General features: G+C 54.5%; 10 protein-coding genes and 1 pseudogene. 8 read left to right on the forward strand and 3 right to left on the reverse strand.

Annotation, left to right across the window (positions count from 1 at the left end; genetic code table 11):
• The first annotated feature begins 49 nt into the window (after positions 1-49).
• On the forward strand, positions 50-580 hold the full coding sequence (gene gntK / locus SK35_RS01585; RefSeq protein ID WP_003023475.1) for a gluconokinase: 531 nt from the start codon (positions 50-52) through the stop codon (positions 578-580).
• Positions 580-1920 (forward strand): gluconate transporter, encoded by a 1341-nt coding sequence (gene gntU / locus SK35_RS01590; RefSeq protein ID WP_003827609.1) that lies wholly within the window; start codon positions 580-582, stop codon positions 1918-1920. The genes gntK and gntU overlap by 1 nt, the downstream gene beginning before the upstream one ends.
• Here gntU and SK35_RS01595 read toward each other — a convergent pair.
• The 3 genes and pseudogenes from SK35_RS01595 to yhgN form a co-directional block, all read right to left on the reverse strand.
• Positions 1843-2022, reverse strand: a pseudogene (locus SK35_RS01595) (MarC family protein); the annotation flags it as partial. The gene gntU and the pseudogene SK35_RS01595 sit on opposite strands and share 78 nt — an antisense overlap.
• Positions 2016-2462, reverse strand: coding sequence for a hypothetical protein (locus SK35_RS01600; RefSeq protein ID WP_047408133.1), 447 nt, complete (start codon positions 2460-2462; stop codon positions 2016-2018). The gene SK35_RS01600 and the pseudogene SK35_RS01595, both read right to left, overlap by 7 nt.
• A gap of 458 nt (positions 2463-2920) precedes the next feature.
• Entirely contained in the window at positions 2921-3514 is a 594-nt protein-coding gene (gene yhgN, locus SK35_RS01610) for an NAAT family transporter YhgN (protein WP_003023480.1), read from the reverse strand.
• A gap of 190 nt (positions 3515-3704) precedes the next feature.
• Here yhgN and asd point away from each other — a divergent pair, with 190 nt between their 5' ends.
• The 6 genes from asd to glgP all read left to right on the forward strand — a co-directional run bounded on the left by asd (position 3705) and on the right by glgP (position 14454).
• The gene (gene asd / locus SK35_RS01615) at positions 3705-4811 is read left to right on the forward strand and encodes an aspartate-semialdehyde dehydrogenase (RefSeq protein WP_048215390.1); all 1107 of its coding nucleotides are present in this window, start codon (positions 3705-3707) and stop codon (positions 4809-4811) included.
• Between the two features lie 273 nt (positions 4812-5084).
• Positions 5085-7268, forward strand: a complete 2184-nt coding sequence (gene glgB, locus SK35_RS01620) for a 1,4-alpha-glucan branching enzyme (protein WP_032945237.1) — start codon at positions 5085-5087, stop codon at positions 7266-7268.
• The gene (gene glgX / locus SK35_RS01625) at positions 7268-9244 is read left to right on the forward strand and encodes a glycogen debranching protein GlgX (RefSeq protein ID WP_048215391.1); all 1977 of its coding nucleotides are present in this window, start codon (positions 7268-7270) and stop codon (positions 9242-9244) included. Before glgB ends, glgX begins: the two co-directional genes overlap by 1 nt.
• A 14-nt stretch (positions 9245-9258) precedes the next feature.
• Entirely contained in the window at positions 9259-10554 is a 1296-nt protein-coding gene (glgC, locus tag SK35_RS01630; protein ID WP_006687433.1) for a glucose-1-phosphate adenylyltransferase, read from the forward strand.
• Complete coding sequence (gene glgA / locus SK35_RS01635; protein WP_003827622.1) at positions 10554-11987, forward strand: glycogen synthase GlgA; 1434 nt, start codon at positions 10554-10556, stop codon at positions 11985-11987. The genes glgC and glgA overlap by 1 nt, the downstream gene beginning before the upstream one ends.
• Before the next feature lie 19 nt (positions 11988-12006).
• The gene (gene glgP, locus SK35_RS01640; protein ID WP_048215392.1) at positions 12007-14454 is read left to right on the forward strand and encodes a glycogen phosphorylase; all 2448 of its coding nucleotides are present in this window, start codon (positions 12007-12009) and stop codon (positions 14452-14454) included.
• Positions 14455-14511: the final 57 nt, after the last annotated feature.

Here is a 14511-nt window from a genome sequence, read left to right on the forward strand (position 1 = left end):
CAGTTACCCGTAACAATTTCCTGATTCTTGTACCAGTGGGGGCAACGCTTTGAGCACGACTAATCATGATCACCACGTTTACGTTCTGATGGGCGTATCGGGCAGCGGTAAATCTGCTGTCGCCAGCGAAGTGGCGCATCAACTGCAGGCCGCGTTTCTTGATGGCGATTTTCTCCATCCGCGCAGCAACATCATGAAAATGGCTTCCGGTGAGCCACTCAACGATGACGACCGTAAACCGTGGCTACAGGCGCTGAATGATGCCGCCTTTGCGATGCAGCGTACCAACAAGGTTTCGCTGATCGTCTGTTCTGCCTTGAAAAAAGTCTACCGCGACCAGTTGCGCGACGGTAACCCGAACCTCTCTTTCATTTATCTGAAAGGGGATTTTGACGTTATTGAAAGCCGTCTGAAGGCGCGTAAAGGCCACTTCTTCAAAACGCAGATGCTGGTTACCCAGTTTGAAGCGCTGGAAGAACCGGGTGCGAATGAAAACGATGTACTGGTAGTCGATATCGATCAACCACTGGACGGTGTGGTCGCCAGCACCATTGAGGTTATTAACCAAGGCAGTAAGTAGTGAGCACATTAACGCTTGTTTTAACAGCAGTAGGGTCCGTTTTATTACTGCTGTTTTTAGTGATGAAGGCGCGTATGCACGCCTTCGTTGCTTTGATGGTGGTATCCATTGGTGCAGGTCTCTTTTCCGGTATGCCGCTCGATAAAATCGCGGCGACCATGGAAAAAGGGATGGGAGGCACGCTCGGTTTCCTGGCGATTGTGGTGGCGCTGGGGGCGATGTTCGGCAAGATTTTGCATGAGACCGGCGCGGTCGATCAGATTGCCGTCAAAATGCTGAAATCCTTCGGTCATAGCCGCGCACATTACGCGATTGGCCTGGCAGGTCTGATTTGCGCGCTGCCGCTGTTCTTTGAGGTGGCGATTGTGCTGCTGATTAGCGTAGCGTTCTCAATGGCGCGCCATACCGGTACTAACCTGGTTAAATTGGTCATTCCGCTGTTTGCGGGCGTGGCGGCTGCCGCAGCGTTCCTGCTGCCGGGGCCTGCGCCGATGCTGCTGGCCTCTCAGATGCACGCCGACTTTGGCTGGATGATCCTGATTGGCCTGTGCGCCGCGATCCCGGGCATGATTATCGCCGGGCCGCTGTGGGGTAATTTCATCAGCCGTTACGTTGAGCTGCACGTACCGGAAGACATTACCGAGCCGCATCTGGGCGAAGGAAAAATGCCCTCCTTTGGCTTCAGCTTATCGCTGATCCTGCTGCCGCTGGTGCTGGTTGGTCTGAAAACCATCGCCGCACGCTTTGTTCCGGTCGGTTCTTCAACCTACGAATGGTTCGAGTTTATCGGTCATCCGTTTACCGCGATTCTGGTTGCCTGTCTGGTGGCGATTTACGGTCTGGCGGTACGCCAGGGCATGCCAAAAGACCGCGTGATGGAAATCTGCGGCCATGCACTGCAGCCAGCGGGGATTATTCTGCTGGTGATTGGTGCTGGCGGCGTGTTCAAACAGGTACTGGTAGATTCCGGCGTTGGTCCTGCACTGGGCGAAGCGTTAACCGGTATGGGCTTGCCGATCGCTATCACCTGCTTCGTGCTGGCGGCGGCGGTGCGTATCATTCAGGGGTCCGCGACAGTGGCCTGCTTAACGGCGGTCGGTCTGGTGATGCCAGTGATTGAGCAACTGAACTACTCCGGTGCCCAGATGGCGGCGCTGTCTATCTGTATCGCGGGCGGCTCTATCGTGGTCAGCCACGTTAACGACGCTGGTTTTTGGTTGTTCGGTAAATTTACCGGCGCGACCGAAGCGCAAACGCTGAAGACCTGGACGATGATGGAAACCATCCTCGGTACGGTCGGCGCGATTGTCGGTATGATTGCTTTTCAGCTGTTGAGCTGATGGCATTGCCCGGTGGCGCTAGCGCTTACCGGGCCTGGAAACGAGCACATATCGACACCGTAGGCCGGGTAAGGCGAAGCCGCCACCCGGCTTTTTTACAGCACCATCACCCCATCCTCGGTTTTCAACCAACGCGGCGCTTTTAGCGTATCGGCGAAATAGCCCACTAAATCCTGCAGTAAATCACCCGCCACGCGTTCCATCTCGTCAGACAGCGTTTTACTCATCAGTAAATGCGTCAAAAGCTGGCAGTAACGCCCCATCTGATCTGGTTCGGGTTCAAAGAGGGGAGAGCGGGTTGGTAAGGTTTCTACCGTCAGGCTGGCCTGCAGATGCTGCGGTACAGGTTCCGTTAAGGTTGGTTGCAGTAGTGCCAGACAGGCCGACAGGCGCGCACAAATCGCCAGTTTTTCAACAGGGTCATGACATTCAACAAGCCCTTCGACAAAACGCTCACAGTTATCCGCCAGTTCGGTGAAGTCCGTGGCATGGCTAAAGGGAAGGGTAAATAAAGAGTGTGAAAAGAGAGGGGTAGTAGCCATAGGGCAGCCTCCAATGAGTGATTTCATCCACCACTGGAGAGGCTAATCTCACTGGTGGTGGAACCGAACAGGGTTAGCCTTACCGGCCTCATCGGATACCGGCGCGTCTTGCGACGCCCCCGCCCGGTCCACCATTGGAGTGTACCTAAGCGTGCGACACAAAAATACTTGCGTCACCGATGAAGGAGTTCAGAAGGCTAATTCTGGCACCTGATTTTGCAGGTGCAGCGAGAAGATAATGCTTATCCGTGATGCTGACAAGAGGGCATTCCGGAAGGCGCTTCGCAGAAATGAAAATACGCTTTTTCAGAGACTTAAATGATTGAGGTGTTTCTTACAAACACATTCACGGCGCTGATTGCCCGGTGGCGCTAGCGCTTACCGGGCCTACAAACGAGCACATATCAACACCGTAGGCCGGGTAAGGCGAAGCCGACACCCGGCGTAAAGTGAGTGCGTTACCCCTTCATCCACATCCGCACGCCGTCGAGGAACATCTGGGTTGCCATCATCACCAGAATCAGCCCCATCAGGCGCTCCAGCGCGTTAACCCCTTTCTCTCCCAGCAGACGTAAAAACAGCGAAGACTGCAGCAAAATAACGAATGTACCGCCCCAGGCGATCAGCAGCGCAATCACCAGATGCCCCATCTGGTTTGGATACTGATGCGACAACAGCATTAATGAGGCCAGGATTGTCGGCCCGGCTACCAGCGGAATCGCCAGCGGTACGATAAATGGCTCTTCACCAGCCGGAAGCCCGGTGCTATTCCCGGTGGCGCTGGGGAAAATCATCTTAATGGCGATCAGGAACAAAATGATGCCCCCGGAGATCGATACGGTTTCTGCACGCAGGTTAAGAAATGCCAGAATTTTCTCGCCCGCAAACAGGAATATCAGCATCACCAACAGCGCAATAAACAGCTCGCGAATCATAATCGCGCGGCGACGTTTTGGTTCGGTATGTTTCAATACGGACATGAAAATGGGCAGATTTCCGAGCGGATCCATAATCAGGATCAATAAAACTGCCGCTGAAATGATTTCATTCATAACTCAAATTCCCTGATAATTACCGCGGACTTTCTGCTTGCTTGCGCAGCGGGATAAGTCGCATTACTGATGGCTTCGCTATCATTGATTAATTTCACTTGCGACTTTGGCTGCTTTTTGTATGGTGAAGGATAGGCCAGTAGGATACTGGTTAGCATACACAGCACACATCTCTGCAGGAAAAAACGCTATGAAAAATGTTGGTTTTATCGGCTGGCGCGGTATGGTCGGCTCTGTTCTCATGCAACGCATGGTTGAGGAGCGTGACTTCGACGCCATTCGCCCTGTTTTCTTTTCTACTTCCCAGCTCGGGCAGGCGGCACCGACGTTCGGTGGCACCGCGACCGGCACACTTCAGGACGCTTTTGATCTGGATGCGCTGAAGGCGCTCGATATCATCGTGACCTGTCAGGGCGGCGATTATACCAACGAAATCTATCCAAAGCTTCGTGAAAGCGGTTGGCAGGGTTACTGGATTGACGCAGCCTCTTCGCTGCGTATGAAAGACGATGCCATCATTATTCTCGACCCGGTTAACCAGAATGTCATCACCGACGGCCTGAACAAAGGCATTAAGACCTTTGTCGGCGGCAACTGTACCGTTAGCCTGATGCTGATGTCCCTCGGTGGCCTGTTTGCCAATGACCTGGTTGACTGGGTTTCCGTGGCGACCTATCAGGCGGCTTCCGGCGGCGGCGCGCGCCATATGCGTGAACTGCTGTCTCAGATGGGTCATCTGTATGGTCATGTGGCCGAGGAACTGGCGACCCCTTCCTCTGCTATTCTCGACATCGAACGTAAAGTGACGACCCTGTCCCGCAGCGGCGAACTGCCGGTTGATAACTTTGGCGTACCGCTGGCCGGTAGCCTGATTCCGTGGATCGACAAACAGCTCGATAACGGTCAGAGCCGTGAAGAGTGGAAGGGACAGGCGGAAACCAACAAAATTCTCAACACGTCTTCCGTGATCCCGGTTGATGGCCTGTGCGTGCGCGTCGGTGCACTGCGCTGCCACAGCCAGGCGTTCACCATTAAACTGAAAAAAGATGTGTCTATTCCGACCGTGGAAGAACTGCTGGCGGCGCACAATCCGTGGGCCAAAGTTGTACCAAACGATCGGGATATCACCATGCGTGAGTTAACCCCGGCGGCCGTTACCGGCACGCTGACCACGCCAGTAGGCCGTCTGCGTAAGCTGAACATGGGACCGGAGTTCCTGTCAGCCTTTACCGTGGGCGACCAGTTGCTGTGGGGTGCTGCGGAGCCATTGCGCCGTATGCTGCGCCAATTGGCGTAATAGTTTGTTAACGATCAAGGGGTGAGGAATCACCCCTTTTTTTGCGTAATACAGGAGTAAGCGCAGATGTTTCATTTTTTACCAGGAGTAAGATAAAGCATTGGCTATTCTTTAAGGGTGACTTAGTACCGGAGGTATTAAGTTGTTGCCTGAAGGTGGGACGACGCAGAGAGGATGCACAATTGTGCTGCGCCGTTCAGGTCAAAAAAAGTGTCACTACCTGATGTCGAAAATCAGTTGGAAGGGGTGACGCCATAAAACAGGATGACAACCATGTCCGTTCGTATCGATAGAGACGTGATTAATGCGCTAATTGCAGGCCATTTTGCGGATCCTTTTTCCGTACTCGGTATGCACCAAACTGATGCTGGACTTGAAGTCCGCGCCCTATTACCTGACGCCACCGAAGTGTGGGTGATCGAACCCAAAACCGGACGCAAAGTCGGCAAGCTGGATTGCCTCGACTCTCGCGGTTTTTTCTGTGCTGTACTTCCCCGCCGTAAAAATTTCTTTCGCTACCAGTTGGCCGTTGTCTGGCATGGACAACAGAATCTGATTGATGACCCTTATCGTTTTGGCCCGCTGATCCAGGATATGGATGCCTGGCTGTTATCTGAAGGTACGCACCTGCGACCTTACGAAACGCTGGGTGCGCATGCGGATACCATGGATGGCGTAACCGGTACGCGCTTCTCAGTCTGGGCACCTAACGCTCAACGCGTGTCAGTGGTTGGGCAGTTCAACTACTGGGATGGTCGTCGCCACCCGATGCGCCTGCGTAAAGAAAGCGGTATTTGGGAGCTGTTTATCCCCGGTGCGCAGCATGGTCAACTGTATAAATACGAGATGATCGATGCCAACGGTAAGCTGCGAATCAAAGCGGACCCTTACGCCTTCGAAGCGCAAATGCGTCCGGAAACCGCGTCACTTATCTGTGGTCTGCCGGAAAAAGTAGTGCAAAGCGAGGCGCGCAAAAAAGCCAACCAGTTTGATGCACCGATCTCTATCTATGAAGTTCACCTGGGGTCATGGCGTCGTCATACCGATAACAACTTCTGGCTGAGCTACCGCGAGCTGGCGGATCAGTTGGTGCCGTACGCCAAATGGATGGGCTTTACCCACCTCGAACTGTTGCCGATTAACGAGCATCCGTTCGACGGTAGCTGGGGCTACCAGCCTACCGGCATGTATGCGCCGACCCGTCGCTTCGGGACGCGCGATGATTTCCGCTATTTCGTGAATGCTGCGCATCAGGCGGGGCTGAACGTCATTCTCGACTGGGTGCCGGGTCATTTCCCGTCGGACGACTTTGGTTTGGCTGAGTTTGATGGCACCAACCTGTATGAACACAGCGACCCGCGCGAAGGATATCACCAGGACTGGAACACGCTGATCTACAACTATGGTCGCCGTGAAGTCAGCAACTACCTGGTGGGCAACGCCCTGTACTGGATTGAACGCTTTGGTATTGACGCGCTGCGCGTGGATGCCGTGGCGTCGATGATTTATCGCGACTACAGCCGCAAAGAAGGGGAATGGATCCCAAACGAATTTGGTGGTCGTGAAAACCTCGAAGCCATTGAATTTTTGCGCAATACCAACCGCATTCTTGGCGAGCAGGTGCCTGGTGCGGTGAGCATGGCGGAAGAGTCGACCGACTTTGCCGGCGTTTCAAGACCACAGGATATGGGCGGTTTAGGGTTTTGGTATAAGTGGAACCTCGGCTGGATGCACGACACGCTGGACTACATGAAGCTGGATCCGATTCATCGTCAGTACCATCACGACAAGCTGACCTTCGGCATGCTGTACAACTACACCGAAAACTTTGTCCTGCCGCTGTCGCATGATGAAGTGGTACACGGTAAAAAATCCATTCTCGATCGCATGCCGGGAGACGCATGGCAGAAGTTTGCCAACCTGCGCGCCTACTACGGCTGGATGTGGGCCTTCCCGGGCAAAAAACTGCTGTTTATGGGCAACGAGTTTGCGCAGGGACGTGAATGGAACCATGACGCCAGCCTCGACTGGCACCTGCTGGAAGGTGGCGATAACTGGCACCACGGCGTACAGCGTCTGGTGCGCGATCTGAACCACACCTACCGTCATCACAAAGCGCTGCACGAGCTCGACTTTGACGCCTATGGTTTTGAATGGCTGGTGGTGGATGACAACGAACGTTCGGTGCTGGCTTTCGTGCGTCGTGACAAGGTCGGCAATGAAATCATCGTGGTCAGTAACTTTACGCCTGTGCCCCGCCACGGCTATCGCTTCGGTATCAATCAGCCAGGTAAATGGCGTGAGATCCTCAATACCGACTCGATGCATTACCACGGTAGCAATACCGGCAACGGCGGTGCGGTGCACAGCGATGAAATCGCCAGCCATGGTCGTCAGCACTCACTGAGCCTCACGTTACCGCCGTTGGCAACGATCTGGCTGGTCAGGGAGGGGTAATGACGCAACTGGCAACCGGCAACGCCACCCCCCATGGTGCAACGTATGACGGCCATGGTGTCAATTTCACACTCTTCTCGGCCCACGCTGAACGCGTTGAATTATGCGTATTCGATGAGCAAGGGTGCGAACTTCGCTATGACCTGCCGGGGCGTAGCGGTGATGTCTGGCACGGCTATCTGGCCAACGCCCGGCCCGGTCTGCGCTATGGCTATCGTGTTCATGGCCCATGGCAACCGCAGCAGGGCCACCGGTTTAATCCGGCCAAGCTGCTGCTTGACCCTTGCGCCCGTCGGGTGGATGGCGAGTTAAAAGATAACCCGCTGCTGCACGGTGGGCTAAATGAACCGGATCATCATGATAATGCCACCATCGCGCTGAAGGGCGTGGTGGTGTCCGATCATTATGACTGGGAGGATGATACCCCGCCGCGCACGCCGTGGGGCAATACCGTGATTTACGAAGCGCATGTCAAAGGGTTGACGTATTTGCATCCAGACCTGCCGGAAGAGATTCGCGGAACCTACAAAGCGCTGGGCCATCCAGTGATGATCGATTACTTCAAGCGCCTCGGCATTACCGCGCTGGAGCTGCTGCCGGTGGCGCATTTTGCCAGCGAACCACGGCTTCAGCGGCTGGGGCTGTCGAACTATTGGGGCTACAACCCGGTAGCGATGTTTGCGCTGCATCCGGCCTATGCCTGTTCGCCGGAGAGTGCGCTTGATGAGTTTCGCGACGCGGTAAAAGCGCTGCACAAAGCGGGGATTGAGGTCATTCTCGATATCGTTTTGAACCACAGCGCTGAGCTGGATCTCGAAGGCCCCGTCTTCTCGCTGCGCGGAATTGATAACCGTAGCTATTATTGGATCAGGGACGATGGTGATTACTACAACTGGACCGGTTGTGGGAACACCCTCAATCTGAGCCATCCAGGCGTTGTGGAATACGCATGTGAATGCCTGCGGTACTGGGTTGAAACCTGCCATGTGGATGGTTTTCGTTTTGATTTGGCTTCCGTCATGGGGCGTACACCTGCGTTTCGTCAGGATGCGCCACTGTTTACCGCGATCCAAAACTGTCCGCTGCTCTCACGCGTTAAGCTGATTGCGGAACCGTGGGATATTGGTGAAGGCGGGTATCAGGTGGGGAATTTTCCCCCGCCGTTTGCCGAGTGGAATGACCATTTCCGCGATGCGACCCGACGCTTCTGGCTCCAGCGTAATCTCTCGTTGGGTGAGTTTGCCGGGCGTTTTGCCGCATCCAGCGACGTGTTTAAACGCGATGGTCGCAAACCCAGCGCGACGGTCAATCTGGTGACTGCGCACGACGGTTTTACGCTACGCGACTGTGTGTGCTTCACAAATAAGCACAATGAAGCGAATGGTGAGGAAAATCGCGACGGCACTAGCAATAACTACAGCGACAATCATGGTAAAGAAGGATTAGGCGGCACACTGGACCTGATTGAGCGGCGGCGCGACAGCATTCATGCGCTGTTATCCACGCTGTTGCTCTCCCAGGGGACGCCGATGTTGCTGGCGGGCGATGAGCATGGTCATAGCCAGCACGGCAACAATAACGCTTACTGCCAGGATAACGCTCTAACCTGGCTGGACTGGCAGCAGGCAAACAGCGGGCTAACCACATTTACCGCTGCCCTGATCCATCTTCGTCAGCAAATTCCTGCATTAACGGACGATCGCTGGTGGGAAGAGGGCGATGGCAATGTTCGTTGGCTGAATAAGTACGCACAACCCTTAAGTGCGGATGAGTGGCAAAACGGCCCGAGGCAGATGCAAATCCTGCTATCAGACCGTTTTCTGATTGCAATAAATGCCACGCTTGAGGTGACAGATATCGTTTTACCTGAAGGGGAATGGTGCGCCGTTCCCCCATTTGCCGGAGAGGATAATCCGGTGCTTACGGCTGTCTGGCAGGGACCTGCGCACGGACTGTGTGTGTTCCAGAGAAGATAAAAAAGGAGTTAGTCATGGTGAGTTTAGAGAAGAACGATCGTGTAATGTTGGCGCGCCAGCTGCCATTAAAATCTGTTGCCCTGATCCTGGCCGGTGGCCGCGGTACCCGCTTAAAAGATTTAACCAACAAACGTGCCAAACCTGCTGTGCACTTTGGCGGTAAGTTCCGCATTATCGATTTTGCCTTATCCAACTGTATTAACTCCGGGATCCGCCGTATTGGCGTGATCACCCAGTACCAGTCCCACACGCTGGTGCAGCATATTCAGCGCGGCTGGTCGTTCTTTAGCGAAGAGATGAACGAGTTTGTCGATCTGCTGCCTGCCCAGCAGAGAATGCAGGGTGAAAACTGGTATCGCGGTACGGCGGATGCGGTGACCCAAAACCTGGACATCATTCGACGCTATAAAGCGGAATATGTGGTGATCCTCGCGGGCGATCATATCTACAAGCAGGACTACTCACGCATGCTTATCGACCACGTCGAGAAAGGCGCGCGTTGCACCGTGGCCTGTATGCCAGTGCCTATTGAAGAGGCCAGCGCGTTTGGCGTAATGGACGTGGACGACAGCGACAAAATTATCGAGTTTGTTGAAAAACCCGCTAACCCGCCAGCCATGCCAGGCGACCCGACCAAATCTCTTGCCAGTATGGGGATCTACGTTTTCAACGCCGATTATCTGTATGAATTGCTGGCGGAAGATGACCTCGATGAAAACTCCAGTCACGATTTCGGTAAAGACATTATCCCGAAAATCACCGAAGCTGGCATGGCGTATGCACATCCATTCCCGTTGTCCTGCGTGCAGTCTGACCCGGAATCCGAGCCGTACTGGCGTGACGTGGGTACGCTGGAAGCCTACTGGAAGGCGAACCTCGATCTGGCTTCGGTGACGCCTGAACTGGACATGTACGACCAGGACTGGCCAATCCGTACGCACATGGAATCGCTGCCACCGGCGAAATTTGTTCAGGACCGTTCCGGCAGCCACGGAATGACGCTGAACTCGCTGGTTTCTGGCGGATGCATAATTTCAGGTTCGGTGGTGGTGCAGTCCGTTCTGTTCCCGCGAGTGCGGGTGAATTCATTCTGTAACATTGATTCGGCAGTGTTGTTACCTGAAGTGTGGGTGGGACGTTCGTGCCGCTTACGTCGTTGCATTATCGACCGCGCCTGCGTTATTCCCGAAGGCATGGTGATTGGTGAAAACGCGGAAGAAGATGCGCGTCGTTTCTACCGTTCAGAGGAAGGTATTGTGCTGGTCACGCGTGAAATGCTACGCAAACTGCAGATCAAACAGGAGCGATAATGCAGGTTTTACACGTTTGTTCAGAGATGTTCCCCCTGTTAAAAACCGGGGGACTGGCGGATGTTATTGGGGCGTTACCCGCAGCGCAAATAGCGGACGGCGTGGATGCCCGCGTGCTGCTCCCGGCGTTTCCTGATATCCGTCGCGGCATTCCCGATGCTCAGGTTGTAACGCGTCGGGATACCTTCGCCGGACGTATCACGCTGCTGTTCGGGCATTTCAACGGCGTGGGTATTTACCTGATTGATGCGCCGCATCTCTATGACCGCCCCGGTAGCCCGTATCACGACACTAACCTGTTTGCGTATACCGATAACGTGCAGCGTTTTGCATTGCTGGGCTGGGTTGGCTGTGAAATGGCCTGTGGCCTTGACCCATTCTGGCGCCCGGATGTGGTGCATGCGCACGACTGGCATGCGGGTCTGGCTCCGGCGTATCTGGCGGCGCGCGGCCATCCGGCGAAATCGGTGTTCACCGTCCACAACCTGGCGTATCAAGGCATGTTTTATGCAAAGCATATGGATGACATCCAATTGCCATGGTCGTTCTTTAATGTGCACGGACTGGAGTTTAACGGGCAGATTTCGTTTTTGAAGGCAGGATTGTACTACGCCGACCACATTACGGCGGTCAGTCCGACCTACGCGCGGGAAATTACCGAGCCGCAGTTTGCCTACGGCATGGAAGGTCTGTTGCAGCAGCGTCATCGCGAAGGGCGTCTTTCCGGCGTGCTGAACGGCGTTGATGAAAAAATCTGGAGCCCGGAAACCGATCTCCTGCTGGCATCGCGATATACGCGCGACACACTGGAGGAGAAGGCAGAAAACAAACGTCAGCTTCAGATAGCGATGGGACTTAAGGTCAACGATAAAGTACCGCTGTTTGCCGTGGTGAGCCGTCTGACCAGTCAAAAAGGGCTGGATCTGGTGCTGGAAGCGCTGCCGGGGTTGTTAGAGCAGGGTGGACAGCTGGCATTGCTAGGCGCGGGCGATCCGGTATTACAGGAAGGATTCCTCGCCGCAGCGGCGGAACATCCAGGACAGGTGGGGGTGCAGATCGGCTATCACGAAGCCTTCTCGCACCGCATCATGGGTGGGGCCGATGTGATATTGGTCCCCAGCCGTTTTGAGCCGTGTGGCTTAACGCAGTTGTATGGACTGAAGTACGGCACGCTGCCGCTGGTGCGGCGCACCGGTGGGCTGGCTGATACAGTCTCTGACAGTTCGCTGGAAAACCTGGCGGACGGTATCGCCAGTGGGTTTGTATTTGAAGATAGTAATGCCTGGTCGCTGTTACGCGCGATCCGGCGTGCTTTCGTATTGTGGTCCCGGCCTTCGCTTTGGCGGTTTGTACAACGTCAGGCCATGACCATGGATTTTAGCTGGCAAGTCGCGGCGAAGTCATACCGTGAGCTTTACTATCGCTTGAAATAGATATCCAGGAATCACCTATATGAATGCTCCATTTACTTATGCATCGCCCACACTCAGCGTAGAGGCACTTAAGCATTCTATTGCCTATAAGCTGATGTTCACGATTGGTAAGGACCCGGTCATTGCCAATAAACATGAGTGGCTGAACGCCACGTTGTTCGCGGTGCGCGACCGTCTCGTGGAGCGCTGGCTGCGTTCTAACCGTGCGCAATTATCTCAGGAAACTCGTCAGGTCTATTACTTGTCTATGGAGTTTCTGATTGGCCGCACGCTTTCCAATGCACTGTTATCGCTGGGCATTTATGACGATGTCAAAAATGCGCTGGAAGGTATGGGGTTGGATCTTGAAGATCTGATCGACGAAGAAAACGACCCGGGTCTTGGCAATGGCGGTCTCGGGCGCCTGGCGGCCTGCTTCCTGGACTCTCTGGCAACGCTGGGATTGCCGGGACGCGGTTACGGTATTCGTTATGACTACGGTATGTTCAAGCAGAACATTGTTGATGGCCGCCAGAAAGAGTCGCCGGACTACTGGCTGGAATACGGTAACCCGTGGGAATTCAAACGCCACAACACGCGCTACAAAGTGCGTTTTGGCGGGCGTATTCAGCAGGAAGGTAAGAAAACGCGCTGGATAGAAACCGAAGAGATCCTCGCGGTCGCCTACGACCAGATTATCCCCGGCTACGACACCGACGCCACCAACACGCTGCGCCTGTGGAATGCCCAGGCCAGTAGCGAGATCAACCTCGGTAAATTTAACCAGGGCGACTACTTTGCGGCTGTGGAAGATAAAAACCACTCCGAGAACGTCTCCCGCGTACTGTACCCGGACGACTCCACCTATTCAGGACGCGAGCTGCGGTTGCGCCAGGAGTATTTCCTGGTCTCCTCTACGGTGCAGGACATCCTGAACCGTCATTATCAGCTGCACAAAACCTACGACAATCTGGCGGATAAAATCGCCATTCACCTCAACGATACCCATCCGGTGCTGTCGATCCCTGAGCTGATGCGCTTACTGATCGATGAACATAAGTTCAGTTGGGACGATGCGTTTGAGGTCTGCTGCCAGGTCTTCTCGTATACCAACCACACCTTGATGAGCGAAGCGCTGGAGACCTGGCCCGTCGATATGCTGGGCAAAATTTTGCCGCGCCATCTGCAAATCATCTTTGAAATCAACGACTACTTCCTGAAGACGTTGCAGGAACAGTATCCAAACGATACTGCTCTGCTGGGGCGGACGTCGATTATCGATGAATCAAACGGCCGTCGTGTGCGTATGGCATGGCTGGCGGTGGTAGTGAGCCACAAGGTTAACGGCGTTTCCGAGCTGCACTCCAACCTGATGGTGCAGTCGCTGTTTGCTGATTTTGCGAAGATTTTCCCGACTCGTTTTTGCAACGTCACCAACGGCGTGACGCCGCGCCGCTGGCTGGCGCTGGCTAACCCGTCGCTCTCTGAAGTGCTGGATGAGAACATTGGTCGCACCTGGCGAACCGATCTCAGCCAGCTCAGCGAGCTTGAGCAGCACTGCGATTACCCACTGGTAAATCAGGCTGTGCGCCGCGCGAAGCTGGAGAATAAAAAGCGTCTGGCCACGCTCATCGCCCAGCAACTGAACGTGGTGGTGAACCCGAAATCGCTGTTTGATGTGCAGATCAAGCGTATTCACGAATACAAACGCCAGTTGATGAACGTGCTGCATGTGATCACCCGCTACAACCGCATTAAGGCCGATCCTGACGCTGAGTGGGTGCCGCGTGTGAATATCTTCGCCGGTAAAGCGGCTTCTGCTTATTACATGGCGAAACACATCATTCACCTGATCAACGACGTCGCGAAAGTGATCAACAACGATCCGCAAATTGGCGACAAGCTGAAAGTGGTGTTTATCCCCAACTACAGCGTCAGCCTGGCGCAGGTGATTATTCCTGCTGCCGACCTTTCTGAACAGATTTCTCTGGCCGGGACCGAAGCCTCCGGTACCAGTAATATGAAATTTGCTCTTAACGGCGCGCTGACCATCGGTACGCTGGACGGCGCCAACGTTGAGATGCTGGAGCATGTGGGCGCAGAAAATATCTTTATCTTTGGTAATACGGCGGAGGAGGTCGAGGCTTTACGCAGCCAGGGCTACAAGCCGCGTGAGTATTACGAGAAAGACGAAGAGCTGCACCAGGTGCTGACACAGATCGGCAGTGGCGTATTCAGCCCTGAGGAGCCGGGACGCTATCGCGACCTGGTGGATTCGCTGATTAACTTTGGCGACCACTATCAGGTTCTGGCGGATTATCGCAGCTACGTTGATTGCCAGGATAAGGTTGATGAACTGTATCGTCACCCGGAAGAGTGGACCACCAAGTCGATGATTAATATCGCCAACATGGGATACTTCTCGTCGGACAGGACGATCAAAGAGTACGCCGAAAACATCTGGCATATCGATTCGGTGCGGTTGTAACACACGATGCCGGGGGCGCTTCGCTTGCCCGGCCTACGTTTATGCACTCTTGTAGGC

This window comes from Citrobacter sp. MGH105 (assembly GCF_001037485.2).
GTDB classification, from domain to species: Bacteria; Pseudomonadota; Gammaproteobacteria; order Enterobacterales; family Enterobacteriaceae; genus Citrobacter; species Citrobacter portucalensis.

Excerpts from the sequence above, each read along its gene's own strand:
- glgB (WP_032945237.1), top strand. The coding sequence starts at position 5,085 with ATGTCCGTTCGTATCGATAGAGACGTGATTAATGCGCTAATTGCAGGC.
- glgC (WP_006687433.1), top strand. The coding sequence starts at position 9,259 with ATGGTGAGTTTAGAGAAGAACGATCGTGTAATGTTGGCGCGCCAGCTG.
- asd (WP_048215390.1), top strand. The coding sequence starts at position 3,705 with ATGAAAAATGTTGGTTTTATCGGCTGGCGCGGTATGGTCGGCTCTGTT.
- glgX (WP_048215391.1), top strand. The coding sequence starts at position 7,268 with ATGACGCAACTGGCAACCGGCAACGCCACCCCCCATGGTGCAACGTAT.
- glgP (WP_048215392.1), top strand. The coding sequence starts at position 12,007 with ATGAATGCTCCATTTACTTATGCATCGCCCACACTCAGCGTAGAGGCA.
- SK35_RS01600 (WP_047408133.1), bottom strand. The coding sequence starts at position 2,462 with ATGGCTACTACCCCTCTCTTTTCACACTCTTTATTTACCCTTCCCTTT.
- yhgN (WP_003023480.1), bottom strand. The coding sequence starts at position 3,514 with ATGAATGAAATCATTTCAGCGGCAGTTTTATTGATCCTGATTATGGAT.
- glgA (WP_003827622.1), top strand. The coding sequence starts at position 10,554 with ATGCAGGTTTTACACGTTTGTTCAGAGATGTTCCCCCTGTTAAAAACC.